Annotated in this window: 17 protein-coding genes and 1 pseudogene; 3 read left to right on the top strand and 15 right to left on the bottom strand. The window is 71.9% G+C overall.

Features of this window, described 5'->3' with window-relative positions; genetic code table 11:
- Positions 1-59 precede the first annotated feature (59 nt).
- Positions 60-734 carry a GvpL/GvpF family gas vesicle protein gene (locus tag HLK59_RS36290; RefSeq protein WP_171145875.1) on the bottom strand — a complete coding sequence of 225 codons (675 nt, stop codon included), beginning with the start codon at positions 732-734 and terminating at the stop codon, positions 60-62.
- Positions 735-876: 142 nt separating this feature from the next.
- Positions 877-1,803: a non-homologous end-joining DNA ligase gene (gene ligD, locus HLK59_RS36295; RefSeq protein WP_171145876.1), complete on the bottom strand. Its 927-nt coding sequence runs from the start codon at positions 1,801-1,803 to the stop codon at positions 877-879.
- Between the two features lie 171 nt (positions 1,804-1,974).
- On the opposite strand from ligD, the gene HLK59_RS36300 reads away from it, so the two are divergent.
- Positions 1,975-2,322: a VOC family protein gene (locus tag HLK59_RS36300; protein ID WP_171145877.1), complete on the top strand. Its 348-nt coding sequence runs from the start codon at positions 1,975-1,977 to the stop codon at positions 2,320-2,322.
- Positions 2,323-2,331: 9 nt separating this feature from the next.
- On the opposite strand, the gene HLK59_RS36305 is transcribed toward HLK59_RS36300, so the two are convergent.
- The 13 genes and pseudogenes from HLK59_RS36305 to HLK59_RS36365 all read right to left on the bottom strand — a co-directional run bounded on the left by HLK59_RS36305 (position 2,332) and on the right by HLK59_RS36365 (position 19,640).
- Positions 2,332-4,278: a DUF5107 domain-containing protein gene (locus HLK59_RS36305; RefSeq protein WP_171145890.1), complete on the bottom strand. Its 1,947-nt coding sequence runs from the start codon at positions 4,276-4,278 to the stop codon at positions 2,332-2,334.
- 40 nt (positions 4,279-4,318) lie between these two features.
- On the bottom strand, positions 4,319-5,218 hold the full coding sequence (locus HLK59_RS36310; protein ID WP_171145878.1) for an arginase family protein: 900 nt from the start codon (positions 5,216-5,218) through the stop codon (positions 4,319-4,321).
- A gap of 5 nt (positions 5,219-5,223) precedes the next feature.
- On the bottom strand, positions 5,224-5,784 hold the full coding sequence (locus HLK59_RS36315; RefSeq protein ID WP_171145879.1) for a GNAT family protein: 561 nt from the start codon (positions 5,782-5,784) through the stop codon (positions 5,224-5,226).
- A 19-nt stretch (positions 5,785-5,803) separates the two neighbouring features.
- Positions 5,804-6,046: a LapA family protein gene (locus tag HLK59_RS36320; protein WP_171145880.1), complete on the bottom strand. Its 243-nt coding sequence runs from the start codon at positions 6,044-6,046 to the stop codon at positions 5,804-5,806.
- Between the two features lie 58 nt (positions 6,047-6,104).
- The gene (locus HLK59_RS36325; protein ID WP_240982848.1) at positions 6,105-7,808 is read right to left on the bottom strand and encodes a CocE/NonD family hydrolase; all 1,704 of its coding nucleotides are present in this window, start codon (positions 7,806-7,808) and stop codon (positions 6,105-6,107) included.
- Between the two features lie 175 nt (positions 7,809-7,983).
- Positions 7,984-8,907, bottom strand: a pseudogene (locus HLK59_RS36330) (LD-carboxypeptidase).
- Positions 8,904-10,856, bottom strand: a complete 1,953-nt coding sequence (locus tag HLK59_RS36335) for a prolyl oligopeptidase family serine peptidase (protein ID WP_171145881.1) — start codon at positions 10,854-10,856, stop codon at positions 8,904-8,906. Before HLK59_RS36335 ends, HLK59_RS36330 begins: the two are co-directional and overlap by 4 nt.
- A gap of 14 nt (positions 10,857-10,870) precedes the next feature.
- Entirely contained in the window at positions 10,871-12,175 is a 1,305-nt protein-coding gene (locus tag HLK59_RS36340) for a M20/M25/M40 family metallo-hydrolase (protein WP_171145882.1), read from the bottom strand.
- A complete protein-coding gene (locus tag HLK59_RS36345) occupies positions 12,168-13,001 on the bottom strand; it encodes a M55 family metallopeptidase (RefSeq protein WP_171145883.1) in 834 nt (277 codons plus the stop codon). Before HLK59_RS36345 ends, HLK59_RS36340 begins: the two co-directional genes overlap by 8 nt.
- Before the next feature lie 82 nt (positions 13,002-13,083).
- Positions 13,084-13,809 carry a class I SAM-dependent methyltransferase gene (locus HLK59_RS36350; protein ID WP_171145884.1) on the bottom strand — a complete coding sequence of 242 codons (726 nt, stop codon included), beginning with the start codon at positions 13,807-13,809 and terminating at the stop codon, positions 13,084-13,086.
- 153 nt (positions 13,810-13,962) lie between these two features.
- On the bottom strand, positions 13,963-16,452 hold the full coding sequence (locus HLK59_RS36355) for a SpoIIE family protein phosphatase (protein WP_171145885.1): 2,490 nt from the start codon (positions 16,450-16,452) through the stop codon (positions 13,963-13,965).
- Between the two features lie 188 nt (positions 16,453-16,640).
- Positions 16,641-19,031, bottom strand: coding sequence for an MFS transporter (locus HLK59_RS36360; protein WP_171145886.1), 2,391 nt, complete (start codon positions 19,029-19,031; stop codon positions 16,641-16,643).
- Between the two features lie 165 nt (positions 19,032-19,196).
- Positions 19,197-19,640 carry an SRPBCC family protein gene (locus HLK59_RS36365; RefSeq protein WP_171145887.1) on the bottom strand — a complete coding sequence of 148 codons (444 nt, stop codon included), beginning with the start codon at positions 19,638-19,640 and terminating at the stop codon, positions 19,197-19,199.
- A 157-nt stretch (positions 19,641-19,797) separates the two neighbouring features.
- On the opposite strand from HLK59_RS36365, the gene HLK59_RS36370 reads away from it, so the two are divergent.
- Positions 19,798-20,853, top strand: coding sequence for an Rv2578c family radical SAM protein (locus HLK59_RS36370; RefSeq protein ID WP_171145888.1), 1,056 nt, complete (start codon positions 19,798-19,800; stop codon positions 20,851-20,853).
- A gap of 135 nt (positions 20,854-20,988) precedes the next feature.
- Positions 20,989-21,459, top strand: a 471-nt coding sequence (locus HLK59_RS36375) for an alpha/beta fold hydrolase (RefSeq protein ID WP_171145889.1), incomplete at its 3' end; no start/stop codon positions are given.

The raw sequence follows: 21,459 nt of genomic DNA on the forward strand, positions 1-21,459 counted from the left end.
ACCGATGGTGAATCACCGCGGACGGTCCGCGGTGGTCCGCTCCCGGTGTTCGACGACGGTCAGGGCTTGTCCCCCGCGAAGGAATAGGCGGCCCACGGTCCGGTGAGTTCGACCCGCGTTCCGGGGGATTCGTGCTTCGTCCGGTCGACGAGTTCCACGAATTCCTCGGAATCGGTCCGCGGCACCAGATAGGCGGCATTGAGCACATTGCGGCCCGCCGCGCCCGAGAGGGCGGCGTTCTGCGGGGCGTGCAGCCGGGACTCCTCGGCATAGGCGGACAGCGTTCCGTGCAGGCGGCTCGCCGCCGTCTGTGCCGGTGCGTCGCCGTCCGGGGGTCCCGCCTCGGCGTACACCTTGACGCCCCACTCCACCCGCCCCTCCAGCCGGTCGAGGGTGCGCCGGAAGTCGGCGTCGCGGGCCTCCAGCATGGTGCGTACGCCGCTGTCGTCCCGGAAGACGGTGGCGAGCCGGAGCGGCAGCGGTGTCGTGACGACGGTGAGGGCGTCGATCACGCCCTGATGGGCGCGGGTGGTCTCGCCGAGCCAGTCCTGGTCCGCTATGTGCGCGTGGAGCGGTCCCTCGGCGAAGTCCCGCTCCGGTACGTGGCTGACCACGGCGACGAGGCCGTGGTGGACCAGCAGTCTGGGCGGATCGCCCGCCACGCCCCTCAACTGGGCCTGAAGAGGCGCCTTGAAGGGCCGGCAGACGGCGTACACGTACCGCAGTCCCATCATCGCGTCTCCCTCTCCGCTCCGCCTTGCCTGCCTTGCCTGCCTTGCCGAGCGCCCTCGGCGTGCTCGTGCTCCTCCTCGGCCACGGGCCGCCCTCCTCAGCTTGCTCTTCCCCGCCGTCGTACGCCTCCTCTTCGTGAGGGGGTCAGCCGCGCAGCGAGTCGAGTCTGCGCCGGGCGGGGCCGAGGGCGCGGCCCCTGGTCGTCACCCCGGCCCAGGGGTCGGTGCGGGCCTGTGCGACGGCGTCCTCGATGGTCCAGCGGCGGGCGTCGAGCCCCGGGTCGTCGAGCTGGGTCCAGGACATGGGGGTGGCGACGGGGGCGCCCGCCGCGGCCCGGACGGTGAAGGGCGCGACGGCGGTCTGGGCGTAGGCGTTGCGCTGGATGTCCAGGTAGAGCCGCTCGCCGCGGTCCTTCTTGCGGGCGGCGGTGGTGAGCTTCTCGGGGTGGGCGGCGACGAGGGTGTCGGCGACGTCCCTGGCGAATGCCCGCACCTCGTCGAAGTCGTGGTGCCCGTTCACCGGGACCACCACGTGCAGGCCCCGCGAACCGGTGGTCATCAGCGCAGAGGGCAGCTTCAGCTCGTCGAGCAGCTCCGCCAGCAGCCAGGCCGCCTCGTGCACGGGTGCGAAGTCGTCGCCGGAGGGGTCGAGGTCGAAGACCATCCGGTCGGGCCGGTCGACATGTCCGACGCGGGACAGCCAGCGGTGCAGGGTGAGACAGGCCTGGTCGGCGAGGTGGACCAGGGTGGCGGTGTCGTCGCACACGGTGTGACGGACGGTGCCGCCCTCCTTGGTCACCTCGACGCGGTCGATCCACTCGGGAGCGGCCTCGGGGGTGTTCTTATGCATGAACCTGGGTCCGCCGACACCGTCCGGGAGCCTCTCCAGCATCAGCGGGCGGCCCCGCAGGTGGGGCAGCATGAAAGGGGCGACGGCCCGGTAGTAGTCGACCAGGTCGGACTTGGTGTACTCCCTGCCCGCCCCGTCGCCGGGGAAGAGGACCTTGTCCGGCCGGTGCACCTCGACGGTACGGCGTCCGGCCCGCACCTTCCGGGTGGCGTCCTTGCTCACCGTACGATCGCCTCCGAGTCCGGCGGTGTTCACGAGTCCTACGTCGGGAGACTTCCGCGTAACCCTGGCCGGGCCGCTCAAACGTCCGCCGGTTCCCGGCCTGTCGGGCGGCGTGCGGGGGATCGCGCGAAACGATCTCCTGCCCCGGCCGCCGCCACTAGGCTCGTCCGCATGGACATTCTGGGAGCCACGCTGCGCGTCTGCGTCGACGACCTGGAGACCGCGGTCCCCTTCTACGAACGCCTGGCCGGTGGTCCGGCCCTCCGCTTCGAACGCGGCGGGGTTCAGGTGGCCGCCGTCGGCTGCTTCCTCCTGATGAGCGGCCCCGAGGCGGAGTTGGAGATCCTGCGCAAGGTCGCGGCGACGATCGCCGTCAAGGACGTCGACGAGGCCCATCGGGTACTGACCGAGCTGGGCGCGCGCATCATCGCGGGACCGGTGGGGACACCGGCCGGACGCAATCTGATCGCGATGCATCCGGACGGGGTGGTGTACGAGTACGTGGACCGGCGGGAGTAGGCCCCTCGGTCACCGCATCCGGAAGTCGTGGCGGTCCGGCAGCGGTTCGTCACTGACCCGCTCCCACAGCCGCCCGACGGCCTCCGCGCCCTCCCTCAGGTCGGCGACCTCGAAGCCCTCCTCGAACACGGCCCGCGCCTCCGCCCGTCGGCCCTCGGCGACCAGCAACCCGGCCTCGACGAACCGGAATCGCCCGCGCGCCCGGGTCACGGGATGCAGCCGCGCCCACACCGACCGCGCGTCCCCCGTACGCCCCACCGCGAGCAGCGCCTCGATCGCCTCGCGCCCGAGCGCGGCCGTGGCCGCCGTCCAGGCCTCCCCCGCGTCGCGCCGCTCCCGGCACAGGTCGTCGAAGGCCTCCGCGTACCGGTCGGCGGCCCGCTCCCGGTTGCCCACCGCCTGGTCGGAGACGGCCAGGCAGCGCAGCAACGGCCATACGGACGGGGCGAGTTCCAGGGCCCGCTCCCAGCTCCGCACCGCCTGCGCCCGGTCGCCGGCGTGCCATTGGGCGACGCCGAGGTGGTACTCGGTGTGCGGCCCCGCGGGCGCGGTCTCCAGCATGTCCCGCCAGTGCGGGGCGACGAGCGTGTCGCCGGGGGGCCGTACCCGGCGCGGTTCCGGCAGCACTCCGGAACGCAGCAGCTCCAGCCAGGGCTCCTGGGCCTCGCCGAGGGTGCTGTCGTCGAAGGGCGTACCGGGCAACTTCCGGTCGGCGCGCAGCACTTCGAGGGCGCCCCAGCCGGATCCGGTGGCCAGGACCTCGCCGGGTTCGGTGTCGGCGTGCGGTTTCCACGCGGCGTACGCGGCGTCGACGTCGGCGCGCGGGAGTACGGCTTCGAGCCGCTCCTCTGCCCTTTCCACCTCCGCCGGGGAGTTCAGCTCCGCAAGGGAGTTCAGCTCCGCCGGTGAGTTCAGCGGGCCGTACGCCTCCAGCCACGACACCTCGCTCTGCGGGTCCAGCCGTACGTGTTCCAACTGGGTGCGAGCGAGCCCCGCCTGGATCTCGCAGTAGCCTTCGGTGCCGGGTTCGGTGAGCCACTCCTGCCAGCGCCGCCCGCCCGGCCCCGCCCCCCAGACGAACAGCTTGCGTCCGCGCAGGACGTCGGTGGACGTCTGCACCAGGCCGCGGCCGTCCTCGTCGAGGGCGGCTATCCAGCGGCGCCGCGCGTCGGGAAGGTCGTAGAAGTAGTCGGCCGCGTGCGGGTGCCGGCGGATCTCCTCGTGCGTCGGTACGGGCACCGTCCGCAGTCGTCGCTCGTATCCGAAGTGCCACGCCTCCTCGGCCGGTGCGAGAACGCGGCGCCGCTCGGGCACGGCGATGTTGGACCACCAGTACGTCGGCACCGGCTTCTCGTGCGGATTGCGGATCCGGACGCCGACGTACAGGAAGTCGGAGCCGTCCGGCAGCCAGAGGTCGACCTGGAAGGGAAGGTCGCGCAGTCGCTCCCACTCCCACAGGCGCAGCATCTCCCCGCCGTCGGGGGCGGGGACACGGGCGGCGTGCAGGGGTGCGCAGGCCAGTGCGGTGTGGCCGGTGGCGCCGATGTTCCATTCGATGCCGCCGGAGAACCAGGCGCCGTTGAGGGCGAAGGCGGCGGGCTGGAACACCGGGTTGCGGTAGAGGAGTTCACGGTCGGACGGCTTGTGGAGGAGGGAAGCGATCCGGCCGCCGAGACCGGGGAGCACGGTGGCCCGCAGCCGGTCGTTCTCGATCACCAGGGCGTCGATCCCGCGCGGCTCGCGCACCCGCTCGTAGCCGTCTCGGAGGTGCACGGGAAGCAGGCTGCGCAGGGGTTCGTAGCCGATCTGGCGGGCCATCTCCGAGGGCAGGCCGTCGCGGTCGTCGACGCGGTGGAGCTCGTCGAGCGGCCGTAGCGGGGGCAGCGGGTTGTCGGGCCCCAACTCCGCGGCGGGCAGCGTCAGTACCTCACGTCGGATCGTCGTCACGATCGCTATGGAAGCCGCTCGCCGGGGAGCTGAACAGGGGCGCTACCGGTCAGGATTCCGCAAAGGCGGACACGACGATGTCGGCGAGGAGGGCGCCCGCGGTGCCGTCCGGGTCGAGATCGGGGTCGTAGATGGTCACGTTGAGGCCGACGCAGTGCGGGGAGCCGAGCAACGGCCGGAGCAGCGCCACGAGTTCGTCGGGCAGCAGGCCGTCCGGATCGGGGCTGTCCACGGCGGGCATGACGGACGGATCGAGGACGTCGGCGTCCAAGTGGACCCAGAATCCGTCGAGTTCGGGGATCTCGAAGGCCTGTGCGGTGGCCCGGGCGAGGGCGTCCGGGCCCCACTCGCGGATGTCCCCGACGGTGACGACGGGGATCTTGAGGGCGGCCAGTTCGCTGCGGTCGTCCTCGAACTCGTCGCGGTTGCCGAAGAGCCGTACGTCCTCGTCCCGCACGTACGGCCTGAGCCCCTCCAGGTTCGTCAGGTCGTCCTGCCCGCGCCCGGTCGCCAGCGCCATCTCCTCCCCGCCGGCCGCGCCGATCCGCTCGGAGTTGCCGGGGTGCCGGAAGTCGGCGGACGCGTCCACGGCGGCCAGCCCGTACCGGCCGAGGCGGCGCAGGGCGAGGGAGGCGCCGAGCTGGATGGAGCAGTCGCCGCCGAGGACCACGGGGAACTCCCCGGCCCGCACATGCCGCTCGATGCGATCGGCGAGCTTCACGGTGTAGGCGGCGAGGGCCGCCGCGTTGAAGACGCCGCCGCCTTCCCGCCAGTCGCCCCGGTCGTAGCGCGGCGGCACGACCACCCCGCCCTCCAGGGCGCCGAGCCGCTGCACGATCCGCTGCTCGCGCAGCGCGCCGGCGAGCTTGTAGCAGCCCGGGACGGTTCCCGGCGCGGGCGGACGCAGCCCGAGGTTGGAAGGGGCGTCCAGGATCACCCTCGTACGCATCGCTCTCACTTCCGGATCATCTCGGCGGTGACGGCCCACCGCTCGTGGTCCCGCCAGGCCCCGTCGATGTAGAGCATGTCCGGCGAGAAGCCCTCCAGCCGGAAGCCGCAGCTGCGGGCGAGGGCGATCGAGGCGGTGTTGGCGGGCTGCACGTTGATCTCCAGCCGGTGCAGCCGCATCCCGCCGAAGGCGTAGCGCACGACCAGCCCCAGCCCCTCCCGCATCAGACCGCGCCCGGCGGCGTGCGCGAAGGCCCCGTATCCGAGCGCCCCGCACAGAAAGGCGCCCTCGACGATGTTGTTGATGTTGATGAACCCCGCGACGGCCCCCTCGCCGTGCTCCCCGTCCTTCTCGCAGACCAGGAACCCCGCCTTGGTCCGGTCCTCGATCAGCCGGCCCGCGTACGCGGTGAACGCGGCCGCGCTGTCCGGCGGGAACAGCCAGGGCTGGTGCAGCTCCTTGCTCTCCCGCGCGCGAGCGGTGAACTCGGCGCCGTCCCCGTAGGTGATGTGGCGTATGCCCACGCGGGGGCCCTCGACGAGATAGCGGGATGCGGTGTGCGGCATCCCGTCACCCTACGACGGACTAGTTCCGGCGCTTCATGAAATACGCCCCGCACAGGGCGCCGATGACGGCCGTGGCCAGCAGCGCCATCCACAGGGGCATCGTCACCTCGGGGATCAGCAGTCTGATCTTTGTGGCGTGGGTGTTCTCGAAGATGAAGATCAGGGCGAGGACGGCGAGCAACAGGACGACCACCCGGGCGGGCGTCACGGCGCCGCCCTTGCCGCTGGTGGTACCGCCGCTCTCGGAGGTCTTCGGGCTCATGCGACCAGGGTGGGCCCGAAGACCGGGCCCCGCGCGGCGGGGCCGCCCACCGGGTGAATCAGCCGCCGGCCACCGGCAGCTCCAGCACCCCGGTGTTCCCGGGCGAGCTGACCACGGTCACCGGCTTGATCCCCCGGTTGCCGAAGTAGGCGTCGTCGCTCGCCGCGATCACGAACCGCAGCCGGTGCCCCTTCTCGTACCGGTGCACGATCCCCGGCAGGGTCACGGTGAAGCTCCTGGTCACATCGGGCACCCGGACCGGTGCGACCAGCCGGTGCACCAGTGTCCCGGTGCCGTCGGGCGCGATGTCGTACAGCTTGGCGAACAGGACGAGTCTGTCGGCGGCGTCCGGGGAGTCCTGCGTCCGCTCGGCCTTCGGCGAGACCACCTTGAGCGTCGCCTTCGGCGCGCCCACGACGTCGGTGGTCCGGGTGAGCGGCTCACTGGTCCAGCCGAGGTAGGTGCCCTCGGTGTCGTAGGGCGCCGGGTCGGGCAGGCCGACCGTCCCGGCCAGCGAGCTCTCGGAGTGGCTGGTGGGGACGGTCCGGTTCGTGTACGTGCGGCTGCCGCGGGTCACCTCGGAGGGGCTGTCGACGAGCCTGCCGTCGCCCGACAGGTACAGCTTCCGGCTGAGTGCGGGCAGCCGGTCGGCGGTGGCGTAGGTGCCGGTCGGGTCGGTGATCCAGTCGCGGTAGTAGGCGAACGCCGGTCCGGTGTCGGCGCTCTTCCTCTTCCGGAGGTAGCGGTCGAACCAGGCGAGGATCCGCTTGCCGACGTACGCGGACTCCAGATTTCCCTGGCCGAGGTTGAGCTCGCCCGCCGCCATGCCGCCGCTGTGGCCCCAGGACTGCCAGATCATCCTGGTCGGTGTGCCGTGCGCCGTGAGGGTCTTGTACGTCGCCGTCGCCTCGTTGAGGTTGAAGAGGCTGTCGGCCTGTCCCTGGACGAGCAGCGTGGGTGCCTTCACGCGGCTGAGGTAGCTGACCGGGGAGACGCTGCGGGAGTAGGCGAGCAGTTCGGCGGTCCGGTCGGCGGGGTAGCTGCCGGAGTTCAGGGTGCGGACGGTCCGGCAGGCCTCGGTGACGAAGTGCAGACAGTCCAGGGAGTTGATCCGGGACGGGTCGAGGTTCGGCGTCGTCAGGGGCTGGCTCTCGCCCATCAGGTAGAAGCCGTTGACCCACTGCCATTTGAAGGCGCCGGGCACCGCGCCGTGCGGGCCGGCGTTGTTCGGGTCGAGGGAGTACGCCAGGTCGTGCCAGGTGATCAGCGGGACGAGGGCGTCCACGCGGTGGTCGACGGCCGCCGTCGCCAGCTGGATCGCGCCGCCGTAGGAGCCGCCGATCATGCCGACGCGCGGGTCGCCCTCGGCGTCGAGGGTGACGAAGTCGGCCTTGGTGCCGTCGTCGGCGGCCCGCTTCCCGGCGAGGAAGTCGACCAGCTTCGAGGCGGCCGTGCCGTCGATGTCCGGGTCGTCGAGCGAGATGAGGCAGCCGGAATCGCCGAAGCCGAGCCCGGAGTAGACGAGCGAGACATAGCCCCGCTCGGCGAAGGCCTTGCCGATGCCGTCCGTGGAGCCGTCGGACTTGCTGCCGCCGAAGCCGTTGGTGGCGAGCACGGCGGGTGCGCGGCCGGTACCGGCGGGCCGGTACAGATCGGCGTCGATCGTGCAGGTGCGGCCACCGGCCGGCACGGTGAACTTCAGGGCGGTGACGGTGTACTGGCCGGTGGCGGGGGCGGGGGTGACGACTGCGGCACCGAGCAGGAGAGCGAGCGGAACGCTGTAGCCAAGCGCACGAAAGGACAGCACACGACGAGACACGAGACCTCCACGCTGAGGGCAACCCGACGTACCGACCGGTAGGAACCGGTCGGTAGCCAGGGTGTGACACGTGTCAGACGAGGTCAATCACCGTGACGAGTGGTTTCTTGACGATCGTTCAGCGAAGGGCCGGTTCGTCGAGCGTCAGCGTGCGCGCGTCGGCGTCGAGTTCGGCCCGCACTCCGAAGGGCACGGTCAGCGCCCCTTCGCAGTGCCCGAACCCGAACTCCTCCACGACGGGCACCCCGAGCCCGCCGAGCCGGTCGGCGAGCAGGGCCCGCACCTTCTCGTAGGGATCGCACTCCTGCCACGACCCGAGCAGTACTCCTCGCACCCCCTCGAACCAGTCGGCGCGCAGCAGTTGGGTGAGGTAGCGGTCCAGTCGGTACGTCTCCTCCCTCACGTCCTCCAGACACAGCAGCCCGCCGCGAGCGGAGGGCCGGGCGTGCGGGGTGCCCAGCTCGGCGGCGAGCAGTCACAGGCAGCCGCCCAGGGTGACGCCCCGCGCCCGCCCCGGGACCAGGGTGCTGCCGCCGGAGGCGATGGTGCGGACGGTCTCCGGTGCGAAGAGCGTGGCCCTGAGGTGCTCCTGTGCCCGTGCGTTCTTGATGAAGTCGACCCCCGCGGCCATCGGCCCGTGGAGCGTGACGAGGCCCAGCCGGGTGGCGAACGCCTCGTGCAGCGCGGTGATGTCGCTGAAGCCGACGAACACCTTCGGTCCGGCGGCCCGCATCGCCTCCCAGTCGAGCAGGTCGGTCATCCGCTGGACGCCGTACCCGCCCCGCGCGCACAGCACGGCGTCGACGGACGGGTCGCACCAGGCGGCCTGGAGATCGGCGGCCCGGTCCGCGTCGGTGCCCGCGAGATAGTCGAAGTCGCCGTGCCGCTCCAGCACATGGGGTCCCAGCACCGGGTCGAGGTCCCAGCCGCGCAGGACGTCCACCCCGGCCCGGAGCCGTTCCTCGGGCACGGGCCCGCTGGGCGCGACGACGGCCACGCGGGCGCCGGGGGCGAGGCGGGCCGGTCTGACGAGTTCCTTCACCCGGTGAGCTCCAGTGTCGGGATTCCGGGTGGGTTCAGGCCGAAGACCTGGGCGTACAGGGAGAGTTCGGACTCCAGCATCCGGATCATCGTCTCCGCCCGCCGGAACCCGTGTCCCTCCCCCTCGAACGCGATGTACGCGTGCGGCACCCGTCGGCCCGCCATCCGGGCCAGGAACCGCTCGCACTGGACGGGCGGGCAGATCACGTCGTCCAGGCCCTGCAACAGCAGGAAGGGCGCGGTGATCCGGTCGGCGTGCTCGGTGGGCGAGCGCTCCGCGTACCGCGCGGGCACCTCGGCGAGAGGGCCGACCAGGGTTTCCAGGTACCGCGACTCGAAGTCGTGGGTCTCGCCCTCGCCCCAGCCGGTCAGATCGAGGATGGGGTAGACGATGGTGCCGCAGGCGTAGACGTCGGTGGCGGTCAGCGAGGCGGCCGCGGTCCAGCCGCCGGCGCTGCCGCCGCGGATCGCCAGCCGGTCGCGGTCGGCGGTGCCCTCGTCGGCGAGGGCCTGGGCGACGGCCGCGCAGTCCTCGACGTCGACCACACCCCACTGCTCGCGCAGTCGGTTGCGGTACTCCCGGCCGTGTCCGGTGGAGCCGCCGTAGTTGACCTCGGCGACTCCGATGCCCCGCGAGGTGAAGAAGGCGATCGCCAGGTCGAGGACGAGCGGGGCGCGGCTGGTGGGTCCGCCGTGCGCCCAGACGACGTACGGCGGCAGTTCGTCGCCGGGGGCCACGCGGGTGGGGTGGTGGGGCGGGTAGATGTGGGCGTGGATGTCGCGTCCGGCGGGTCCGGTGAAGGTGCGGATCTGCGGCTCGGGGTAGTACGCGGGGTCCACGGCGTCGTGGTGTCCGGCGCCGATGACCCGGGCCCGGCCGGTCCGGGTGTCCAGCTCCACCAGTTCGTGGGCGCTGCGCGGGCTGGCTCCCACGGCGACGACTCTCTCGCCGTGCACCGCGAGGGTGGGCGCGAACTCGGTCCAGGGGCCCGCCGCGTCGACGACCTCTCCGGTCTCGGGGTCCAGTATCCCGAGCGCGGTGGCGCCGCGGCCGTGCACAACGGCGATCAGGCCGCTGTCCAGCGGGGCGAACCAGCGATGGCCCAGCTTCCAGAGCGGACCGCCGAACTCCTCCTCGCGCGGGCACACCGGTTCGCCGTCGCGGTGGAGGTTCCACCAGCCGGTGCGGTCGCTCACATGGAGCAGGGCGCCGTCGTGGGCCCAGTCCACCTGGGCGATCGACTCCTCGGGCCCGCCGGCGACCGTGCGGGGTTCGCCGAGCGTGCCGTCGGCCCGGACGTCGGCCCGCACCAGTTCCGTGCCGTCCCACGGCATCCGCGGATGGTCCCAGGCGAGCCAGGCCGCGCTCCGCCCGTCGGGGGAGATCCGGGGGCCGGTCACGAACCGGTGCCGGGCGTCGGTGAGTTCGCGCACGGCGTCCCGGTCCCTGGCCGCCGAGCCGTCCAGCGGCACCGCGGCCAGGACCCGGCGCACCTCGCCGGGCCCGTCGCCGGTGAACTCCTCCAGCACGCACCACACCTCACCGCGGTCCGGGAGCAGCACCGGGTCCGCCCAGCGCAGGCCGCCGCCGACCGAGGACACCGGGGTGAGGGGACAGGGGTCGCCTTCCGGCACGTACCGGTACAGCCGCTGGTCGGCGTGGTTCACGAACACCACGAGCGGCGCGCCGTCCACGACCGTCCCCGCCCAGGGCTGTCCGCCGTACTCGATGACCCTGCTGCGGACGTTCCACGGCGCCGGCAGCACCGACTCCGTCACACCGTCGGTGCGCCGGCGCACCAGGGTGCGCCGGCCGCCCTCGGTGGGGCGTGGCTCGGTCCACCAGGCCTCGTCGCCGACGAAGCCCACGAACTCGGGGTGCCCGTCGTGCGCGGCGGCCAGTGCCGCGTCGATCGGCGAGGGCCAGGACCCGTACGCCAGCGTCTCCACTTCTCCCCCGTCCCTCAGGCCGTGCGCAGAAAGCGGTCCAGGACCCGGACACCGAAGTGCAGCGCCTCGACCGGGACCCGCTCGTCCACACCGTGGAAGAGTGCCTGGTAGTCGAAGCCCTCCGGCAGCTTCAGCGGGGTGAATCCGTACCCGGTGATGCCCAGGCGCGAGAACTGCTTGGCGTCCGTGCCCCCGGACATGCAGTACGGCACCACGTGCCCCTCCGGGGCGAACTCCTCGACGGCGGCCCGCATCCTGGCGTACGTCGGGGAGTCCACCGGTGCCTGGAGCGCGACCTCGCGGTGGTGGAACTCCCAGTCCACGTCGGGTCCTGTCAGCAGGTCGAGGGTGGTACGGAACTCGTCCTCGCCGCCGGGCAGATACCGCCCGTCGACATGGGCGACTGCCTCGCCCGGGATGACATTGACCTTGTAACCGGCGTCCAGCATGGTCGGGTTGGCGCTGTTGCGCACGGTCGCCTCGACGAGCTTCGCGGCCGGGCCGAGCTTCTCCAGGAGCCGGTCGACGTCGGTCAGGTCGGGCTCGATGCCGTACAGGACGGCGAGTTCGGTGAGGGCGGCGCGGACGGTCGGGGTGAGGCGCAGCGGCCACTCGTGCGCGCCGACGCGGGCGATCGCGGCGGCCAGGCGGGTGACCGCGTTCTCCTTGTTCACCTTGGAGCCGTGCCCGGCCCGGCCGCGCGCGGTGAGCCTGAGCCAGCCCGTGCCCCGCTCACCGGCCGCGATCGGATAGATCTGGCGTCCGCCGCCGTCGTGGAAGGTGAACGCCCCGGACTCGCTGACGCCCTCGGTGCAGCCCGCGAAGAGCCCGGGATGCTCGTCCGCGAGGAACCCGGAGCCGTCCTCGGCGCTGGCCTCCTCGTCGGCGGTGAACGCGACGACGATGTCACGCCGGGGCCGTACCCCTTCGCGCGCCCAGGACCGGGCGATCGCCAGGATCATCGCGTCCATGTTCTTCATGTCGACCGCGCCCCGGCCCCAGACCACCCCGTCGCGGATCTCCCCGGAGAACGGATGCACGCTCCAGTCCCGGGCCTCGGCGGGCACCACGTCCAGATGGCCGTGCAGGAGCAGCGCGTCCGCGGCGGGGTCGGTGCCCTCGATGCGCGCCACGACATTGGTGCGGCCCCTGGTGCGCTCCAGCAGCACCGGCTCCAGGCCCGCCTCCGCCAGCCGCGCGGCCGCGTACTCGGCGGCCGGCCGCTCCTGGCAGTCGCCGCCGCCCCGGTTGGTGGTGTCGATACGGATGAGCTCGGAGGTGAACGTCACGACCTCGTCCATCGCCTGTCCGTCAGCCATACTGCTCCTCCACCGCGGCCGAGACGATCGTGGTGACCGCCTTGAAGGTGCGAATTCCCTCGTACATGGTGGCGCTCCTGTACCCCACCTTCCGCTCACCGATCCGGTCGACACCCGGCACGACGGTCGCGGCCAGGGCGAGGTGTTCGGCGTCGAACTCCACGGCGACGGTGAACGGCCCCGCCCGCACCGGTTCGTGGCGTACCGCGAGCGCCGCCGCCTCCTTGGCCGCCGCGCGGATGTCGGCCGTGGTCCTGGCCGGTGTCCGGCACACCGCCGCGTACCGCGACACATGGTCCTTGACCGCGACCTTCAGCGCCTCGGGCGCGTAGCCGAGGGCGTCCTCGCAGGCCACGTCGTCGCCGGTGACGAGGACGACCGGCACGCCGTACTCGGCGACCACATGTGCGTTGAGCAGGCCCTCGCTCGCGCGTACGTCGTTCAGCCACACCCCGGTGATGGAGTTGGCGAGGTAGGTGTGGGCGAGGACGCCCTCCTCTCCGGCGCCCGCGTGGTAGCCGACGAAGGCGATGCCGTCCACGTCGCCGTGCTGCACGCCCTCCACCATGGACAGGGACTTGTGCCGTCCGGTGAGCATCTGCGCCCGGTCGTCGAGGCGCTCCAGGAGCAGGTTGCGCATGGTCCAGTGCGCCTCGTTGACCAGCACGTCGTCGGCACCGCCGTCGAAGAAGCCCCGCACCGCCGCGTTCACGTCGGAGGTGAACATCGCGCGGCACCGCTCCCACTGCGGCGTCCCCGGCAGCACGTCGGCCGGCCAGGTGACGCCCGTGGCGCCCTCCATGTCGGCGCTGATGAGGATCTTCATGCCGACTCACGCTACGCGTTCGTGCCGTGTCCCGTCAGGCCTGTGGACAACCGTCACCGGCTCAGACCAATCCGGGGATCCCTCAGGCCGTACGCCCCACCACCAGCCACTTCGACGGCAGCTCGATCCGGGCGCCGTCGGGGTCGTACTCCGTGGTCGTGAGCGGTAGTTCGCCGCTCGCCAGGACGGTGAGCCCGGCCGTGCGCACGTACTCCGGCACCGCGTCGTCGGAGACCTCGCCGGGCGCGATGCCGTGCCGGAAGATCGGGGCCAGCTTGGGCGGCGGGCCGGAAGGGTGCCGGGCCAGGCCCATCAGGATCGGCTTGGCGGCCTCGGACAGCTCGACGAGGAAGCCCCGGCCGCGCTCGCCGAGCAGTGCGGCGAACCCGTCCACCAGCGGTTGCCGGTCGGCGGGCTCGCACTGGTGGAGGACGCCGCGCATATAGACGTTGGCGTCGCCGAGTTCCGCGTGCAGCGACTCCGCCCCGCCCTTCTCCACGGCGTCCAGCACGCGGTAGGTGGCCTGTCCTGCCGGATCGGCGTCCCGGGCGCGGTCGACGGCGGCCTCGGACAGGTCGACGCCGAGGACGTGCCGGAAGCGGTCGGCGAGGAAACGTGTCTGCGTGCCGTTGCCGCAGCCCAGGTCGACCAGTGGCAGGGCCGGCGAGGTCACGTGCGGTTCGAACAGGGCGAGGTGGAGGCCGGCCGTCAGCGCGGGCTCCGCGTCCCAGAACACCGCCCCCTGTCCGTCCGGAGCTTCGCTCCAGAAGCTCTCCCAGGCCTCCCGGTACCGACTCGTCACGCTCATGCCCAACTCCCCAGGACGCGGCAATGGCCCGCCTCAAGTGACGGGCCAGTACGGTTTATCGCGCCCCGGTCACGGCTACAAGCGCGCGGCGCATTCCTTCACGCCGTGTACGACATGCGTACGCCCTCACGCCCCGTGCGCCCCTGGGGCTCCTCAGCGGCGCGGCAACGTCAGTTCGAACCAGACGGTCTTGCCGGCCTTCGTCCGGCTCGTGCCCCACTCCCGGGCCAGGGTGGAGACGACGCGCAGGCCCCGCCCGAACTCGCTCTCGGGTTCGGCGCTCAGCAGGGTCGGCAGCTCGTGGTCGTCGTCGTCCACCTCGCACAGCAGGGTGTCCCCGCGGACGAGACGCAGTTCGAGGGGGCGGCTGTGGGAGTGCCGTACGGCGTTGGTGACGAGCTCGCTGACCATCAGCTCGGCCGTCTCCGCGAGCCCGGCCAGCCCCCACTGGTGGAGCTGTTCCCGCACCGCGGAGCGTGCCCGGCCGACCTCGACCGGGTCGGGGGAGAGCCGCCATTCGGCGACGTCGTCCGGCTCGATGCCGTTGAGACGGGTCATCAGGAGGGCGACGTCGTCCTTGCGGCCGCCGCGGCCCTCCGCTGAGAATGTCGCGGCGAGGGCGCGGATGATGGTGTCGCAGGCGTCGTCCATGGAGGCGGCCGGGTGGGCGGCGGACTCGCACAGGGTCGCGAGGCCCACGCCGATGTCCTCGCCGCGCACCTCGACCAGGCCGTCGGTGCACATCACGAGCCGGTCGCCGGGCCGCACGCGTACGCGTACCGACTCGAAGGCCACTGCACCGACGCCGATCGGCGCCCCCGTGGGCAGGTCGAGGAGTTCGCTGCGGCCGTCCGCGGCGTGCACGATCACCGGCGGGATATGGCCCGCGTTGGCGATGTGGAGTTCGCTGGCGATCGGGTCGTACACGGCGTACAGACAGGTCGCGAGGTAGGTGTCGCCGAGGCGCTGGGCGAGGTCGTCGAGGTTGCGCAGCAGCTGGGCGGGCGGCAGGTCGAGGGCGGCCATGGTCTGTACGGCCGTACGCAGCTGGCCCATCATGGCGGCCGAGTTGAGGCCGTGTCCCATGACGTCGCCGACGACGAGGGCGGTGCGGGCGCCGGGCAGTTTCACCGAGTCGAACCAGTCGCCGCCGACCCGGCCGAGCAGGGTGCCGGGGAGATAGCGGGTGGCGATGTCACAGCCCGCCATGCGCGGCGGGATGTGCGGCAGCATGCTGTCCTGGAGGGTCTCGGCGACGGACTCCTGGTAGGTGTACATGCGCGCGTTGTCGAGCACGAGGCCCGCGCGGGCGGCGAGTTCGGCGCCGGTGACCCGGTCCATGTCGTTGAACTCGACGCGCTCGGGGTGCCGCAGCAGGATCATGAAGCCGAGGACCACATTGCGGGCCTTGAGCGGTACGACCAGCATCGAACGGCCCGTGATCAAGGGCCGGATGTCGCGCTTCTCGAACTGCGAGGCGATGGCGTGGCCCATCTGCTCGCTGATGCGCGGCACGAGGACGGGCTGACCGGTGGTCATGCACTGGAAGAACGGGGTGTGCGCCGGGAACGGCATGGCCTCGCCGACCGGCACGACGTCGTCCCAGCGGCCGGGTTCGTCGGTGTGTTCGAGGGCGACCCGGTGCCACATGGTGGTGGTGTCCGGCACACCGTCGGGGAACCCCTCGCCCGCGACGACCTGTTCACGGAGGTAGGTGCCGGCGACGTCGGTGAAGCGGGGCACGACGGCCCGGCTGACCTCGATGATGGTCTTGGACAGGTCCAGGGAGGTGCCGATCCGGCCGCTGACCTCGGTGAGGAACTCCAGGCGCTCGCGTACGGCGGCGTATTCGAGGTCCTCGCCCTCGTCGGTGAGTTCCTGCGGGACGGGCAGCCCCTGGGCCACGGCCCGCGCGGCCCGCTCACGGCGCGCCCTGCGTTCGATCCGGCGGGGCACACCCCAGTCGGGGGTGACGGGCACCCGGTCGTTCTGGCTGAACTCCAGGACCGGATAGCCCAGTTCGAGTACCTGGGCGACGATCCGCGCGCCTTCCTCGACACTCATGCTGGGCAGGATCTCGGGGAGCCGGCGGGCCAGCTCCTCGGCGCCCGGGAAGTCGGTGTGCAGCGCGAAGGCGGGGGCGATCCGCTCGACGGCGATGTCGTCGTCCGGGTCGTCGGAACGCAGGGCTCCCGCGTCGGCGGCGAGCACCAGCAGCCGCTCCCGTCCGGGGCCCACCAGGGGGTACGCCCACCACAGGACGTCCAGGCGGTCCGGCTCGGCGACCGTGAGACGGGCGCGGCCCGCGGCCGGGTAGGACAGTCTGCCGTCGAGGGACGACTCGAGGTCGGGGCCCAACCCGTCGTAGGCGGCGTACACGCCGTACGGCGCGGGCTCCTCCTCCTCGGGCAGGGCGCCGGAGACGGGCAGCAGGTCGACCGCCGGGCGGCCGAGCGCCTCCTCCTTGGCGGCGCCGAACAGCCGTCGCGCGCCCCGGCTCCAGTGGGACACCAGGCCGTCGCGGTCCACGACCACCACGGCGAGCGGAATACGGCCGGTCGCGGCGTGTTCCACCGCGCCGTTCACAGCTCCGTGGCCAGGAGGTGTGTCCCTCTCGGTGCCACGGTCGGTGCCGTCTTCCATGGCCCAGGCCCTTTCTCCCCACGGCTCCGCAAGATCTGTGCCGCCCAATCCACCGTACGACCGCGGAGAGTTGTGATGTGCGGCAATGCGGGAATTGACCCTGGCGAATCGCCACCGCGCGCGCCCCCGCGCGCCCCGACCGGGCGGAACCTGCCGGTTGGGGGCGTGTCGGGGTTACTGACGGGTTTTCAGTCCTCGTGTCCGAGTTGGAGATCCCGTTCCGTACGGCCGCCGCCGGCGACCTGGAGGACGGTGGCGACGGGCGGGTAGCCCGCGGCGATGACGGTGTACTCGCCGGAGGCCAGGTCGACGAAGCGGAAGGTGCCGTCGGCTCCGGTGGTGAGGGTGTCCACGACATTGCCCGCCGCGTCGAGGAGCGTCACGCGCGCGTCCTCGACGGGCTGTCCGCCGCCGCCCCGTACGGTGCCGCGCAGCACGGCGCCGCCCGCGAGTTCGACGTCCTGACGGGTCTCCCGGGAGGCCTGCACGGTGACGGGCACGGCGGCGGGACGGAACGCGGGGGCGCCGGCGGCCAGGGTGTACTCCCCTGCGACGAGTTCGGTGATGACATAGCCGCCCTCGCGGCCGCTGCGGGTGGTGGCGACGACCTCGCCGTGGACGTTGGTGAGGGTGACGGTGGCGTCGCGCACGGGGGTGCCGTCCGCGGTCAGCACGCTGCCGGCGAGGCGTCCGGCGCCGCCGAGGACGACATCGAGTTCGACGGGCCGCTCGCCGACGGTGACGGAGACCGCCTGCGGCTGGTGGCCACCGGCCGCGGCGATCAGGACGTACGCCCCCGAGCCGGGCGTCGACAGCGCGTACCGCCCGTCCTCGCCGCTCGCCCCGCGGCCGATCTGCTGCCCGGCGACGTCGATCAGCGTGAGCGCCGCGCGCGGTACGACGGTGCCGTCGGGGTGCTGGACCGTGCCGCAGACGGGGATTCCGGCGGCGTAGGACGCACGGATCTGCGGGATCGGGGTGTGCACGGGCGCGGGCTCGATTTCGGCGGCGTTGTGGGACACCAGTGGTTTCTCCTTGAGGAAGAAGGCGATGAGCAGGCCGAGGACGAGGACCGGCACGAGGTAGAGGAAGATCCGCGGCATGGCGTCGGCGTACGCGCGGATGTACGCGTCCCGCAGTTCGGGCGGCAGCGCGTGGACGAGCTGCGGGGTGATGGACTCGGCGTCGGGGAGCCCCGTGGCGCTGGAGAGGCGCTCCGCCAGGGCGTCGGTGAGCCGGTCGGCGAAGAGGGTGCCGAAGATCGCGGCGCCGACGCTGCCGCCGATCTGCCGGAAGTAGTTGTTGGCGCTGGTGGCGGTGCCCAGGTCGGCGGGGCGCACGGAGTTCTGCACGGCGAGGATGAGGACCGGCATCACCATGCCGATGCCGGCGCCGAGGACGGCCATCCAGAGGCTGTAGTGCAGCCGGGGCGTGTCGACCTCCAGCCGGGACAGCAGCCACATGCCGAAGACGGACAGGGCGCTGCCCAGCACCGGGTAGATCTTGTAGCGGCCGGTCTGGCAGATGAGCTGTCCGGCGATCACGGAGGCGCCGACGATGCCGCCCATCATGGGCAGCATCAGCAGCCCGGACTCGGTGGCGCTCGCGCCGTCCACCATCTGCAGGAAGGTCGGCAGATAGCTCGCGGCGCCGAAGAGCGCCACGCCCACCACGAGGCCCACCAGCCCGGTGAGGTTGAAGACGGAGTCCCTGAACAGCCGCAGCGGGATGAGGGGTTCGGCCGCGAAGCGCTCGGCGACGAGGAACAGCAGGGCCGAGGCCACCGCGCCCGCACCGAGCCCCAGGACGACGCGCGAGTCCCACGCGTACTCGGTGCCGCCCCAACTGGTCAGCAGCACCAGGCAGGTGGAGGCGGCGGCGAGCAGCAGGGCGCCGGGGATGTCCAGCCGGGGTTTCGCCGTCGGCCTGGGCAGTTTGAGGACGACGGTGACGACGGCGAGGGTGAGGATGCCGAAGGGGACGTTGAAGTAGAAGCACCAGCGCCAGGAGAGGTGGTCGGTGAAGTAGCCGCCCAGCAGCGGGCCGGCGACGGAGGCGAGGCCGAACGCGGCACCGATGAGGCCCATGAAGCGGCCGCGCTCCCGGGCGGGCACGATGTCGGCGATGATCGCCTGCACACCGATCATGAGGCCGCCCGCCCCGACGCCCTGTACCGCGCGGAAGGCGATCAGCTGGTCCATCGTCTCGGCGCGCCCCGCGAGGGCGGAGCCGACGACGAACACGACGATCGCGAACTGGAAGACGCCCTTGCGGCCGAGGAGGTCGCCGAGCTTGCCGTAGATCGGCAGACCGATCGTGGAGGTCAGCAGGTAGGCGGTGATCGCCCAGGACATCTTGTCCAGGCCGTGCAGTTCACCGACGATCTTAGGCAGCGCGGTGGCGACGATCATCTGCTCCAGGGCGGCCAGGAGCAGTGCGAGCATGAGCGCGAAGAAGATCAACCGCACCCGGCGCGGGCCGAGTTCGACGGCCTGTTCAGGCGCCGGGGCGGGGATCGGCGGGGGTGGCTGGGCCGGTTCGTCCCGCAGTCCGTCCTCAGCCAGAGTGGTCCCGCGCACCTTGCCGCTCCCCTCGTCGCACCCTCACATTTCCCGCGTAAGGCGACAACTGCGAGCAAGCGCGACGAGTTACGGCAGACCGGAGCGGCGCACGGAGATCCACTCGATCCGGTGAGGGGCCCAACACCCCTCGAACACCGGGGACTTGCCGGTACTTCCCGGCCTCTACTTCTCGACCTCGGTGGCGAGCTTGTCGAGCACCTCGTCGTAGATCCGGCTGAGCCCCTTGGGGGCGAAGGTCTTCTCGAAGAAGCCGCCGATGCCACCGGCGCCGTTCCAGACGGTGGTCACGACGACACGGGACTTGCCCTCGCCGGCCGGGGTGACCCGCCAGGTGGTGACCATGGAGGAGTTGCGGTCCTTCTCGACGAGCTCGCCGTCGGTGGGCTCGCTGACCTCCAGCAGACAGTCGCGGATCCGCTTGCTGGTGGCCTGGAGCTTCCAGTGGACGAGGGTGCCCTCGCCGTCGCCGCCCTCGCGCACCTCGTACTCGCTGAAGTGCTGGGGCAGCACCTTCGCGCGCGTGCCGCTGTAGTCGGCGAGGGCGTCGAACACCGTCTCCGCGTCCGCCGCGACGACCCGCTCCGTAGTGGCCTCGACCTGCGCCATTTTTCCTCCAGGACCTTGATTCTCGGGGGTTTGGGCAAGCCAACCACCCCGGTCCCCGCCCGCCCAAATCGGGGCCCCGCAATCCCTTCACATCCGCGGGCGCACGATCAAGGGAACATGTGTTCTATTCTGTGGGCAGTGCTACCGAGGAGGCGTCATGCGCTGGGAGAACCTCACAGCGGACTCCGGCCACAGCCGGGCCGACGACACCGCGCTGTTCGGCGCGGACGCGGTCGTCACCCGCACCTTCGACACACCGGAGTTCAGCGGGATCACCTTTCACGAGATCCGGGCCCGGTCGATCATCAACCGGGTGCCCGCGGTCTCCCGAATGTCCTTCCAGTGGACGGTCAACCCGTATCGGGGCTGCTCGCACGCGTGCGTGTACTGCTTCGCGCGCAAGACGCACAGTTATCTGGACCTCGACACGGGCCTCGGCTTCGACTCGCAGATCGTCGTCAAGACGAACGCTCCGGAGCTGCTGCGCCGCCAGCTCGGCTCGCCCCGCTGGCACGGCGAGCACATCGCGATGGGCACGAACGTCGACTGCTACCAGCGCGCCGAGGGCCGCTACCGTCTGATGCCGGGCATCATCGGCGCCCTGCGCGACCACGCGAACCCCTTCTCGATCCTGACCAAGGGCACGCTGATCCTGCGCGATCTCGACCTGCTGAAGCAGGGGCACGCGGTGACGGACGTCGGCATCTCCGTCTCGGTCGGCTTCGTCGACACGCAGTTGTGGCGCACCGTGGAGCCGGGTACGCCCGCCCCGGAACGCCGCCTCGAAGTCGTACGGACCCTGGCCGAGCACGGCATCGGGTGCGGTGTCCTGATGGCGCCGGTGATCCCGTTCCTCGGCGACGAACCGGACCAACTGCGGGCCACCGTAAGGGCGATCGCCGCCGCCGGGGCCACCTCCGTGACCCCGCTGGTGCTGCATCTGCGGCCCGGGGCGCGGGAGTGGTTCATGACCTGGCTGGGCCGGCACCATCCGCACCTGGTGCGCCGCTACGAGCGGCTGTACGCGGACGGCTCCTACGCGCCGAAGTGGTACCAGCGCCGCATCACGCGCCAGGTCCACGAGTTGGCCCGGGAGTACGGCATCGGGCCCGCGGACGCGGCCATGCCCCGGCGCGTGCCCGAGCCCGGCCCCGAGCCGTCCGCGCCCGGCATGCCCGACCTGTCCGAAGGAACCCAACTCACGTTGATTTGAGCTTGTTCGAGGGCATAGCACGCCCCGATAGAGTCAAGTCTTGCCAGAACGAGTTCTTCCAGGCGCGCTTTCCGGGACGATGCCGCGTGGGCCGTGACACCCGCGGCCCGAAACCCTCCGTCCTGGGAGGACTCCATGAGAAAACGCGCAGCCGTGCTGTGCGGCGTTTCCGTCGTCGTGGCCGGTTCGTTCACGGCCCTGCCCGCCGACGCGAGCACTTCGCGCACCGCGGACACCGCTCAGGCCGCGAAGCTCACCTGGAAGAGCTGTGCCACCACGAACTACCCGACGCTCCAGTGCGCGTCCCTCAAGGTCCCACTCGACCACCACAACCCGCACGGGCGGCAGATCACCCTCGCGCTGTCCCGTGTCCCGCACACCGCGAAGAAGTCCCAGGGCCCGCTGCTGGTCAACCCCGGCGGTCCCGGCGGCAGCGGTCTGACCCTCGCGGGATTCGTCGCCGGCTCGCTGCCCGAGGCGGTCGCGGCGCAGTACGACGTCATCGGCTTCGACCCGCGCGGTGTGGGCAAGAGCAAGCCGGCGCTCGACTGCAAGCCCGGCTACTTCAACCCGGTCCGCCCGGACTCCGTGCCGAGCACTCCGGCC

The sequence above is a fragment of the Streptomyces sp. S3(2020) genome (genome assembly GCF_013044505.1).
GTDB lineage: Bacteria > Actinomycetota > Actinomycetes > Streptomycetales > Streptomycetaceae > Streptomyces.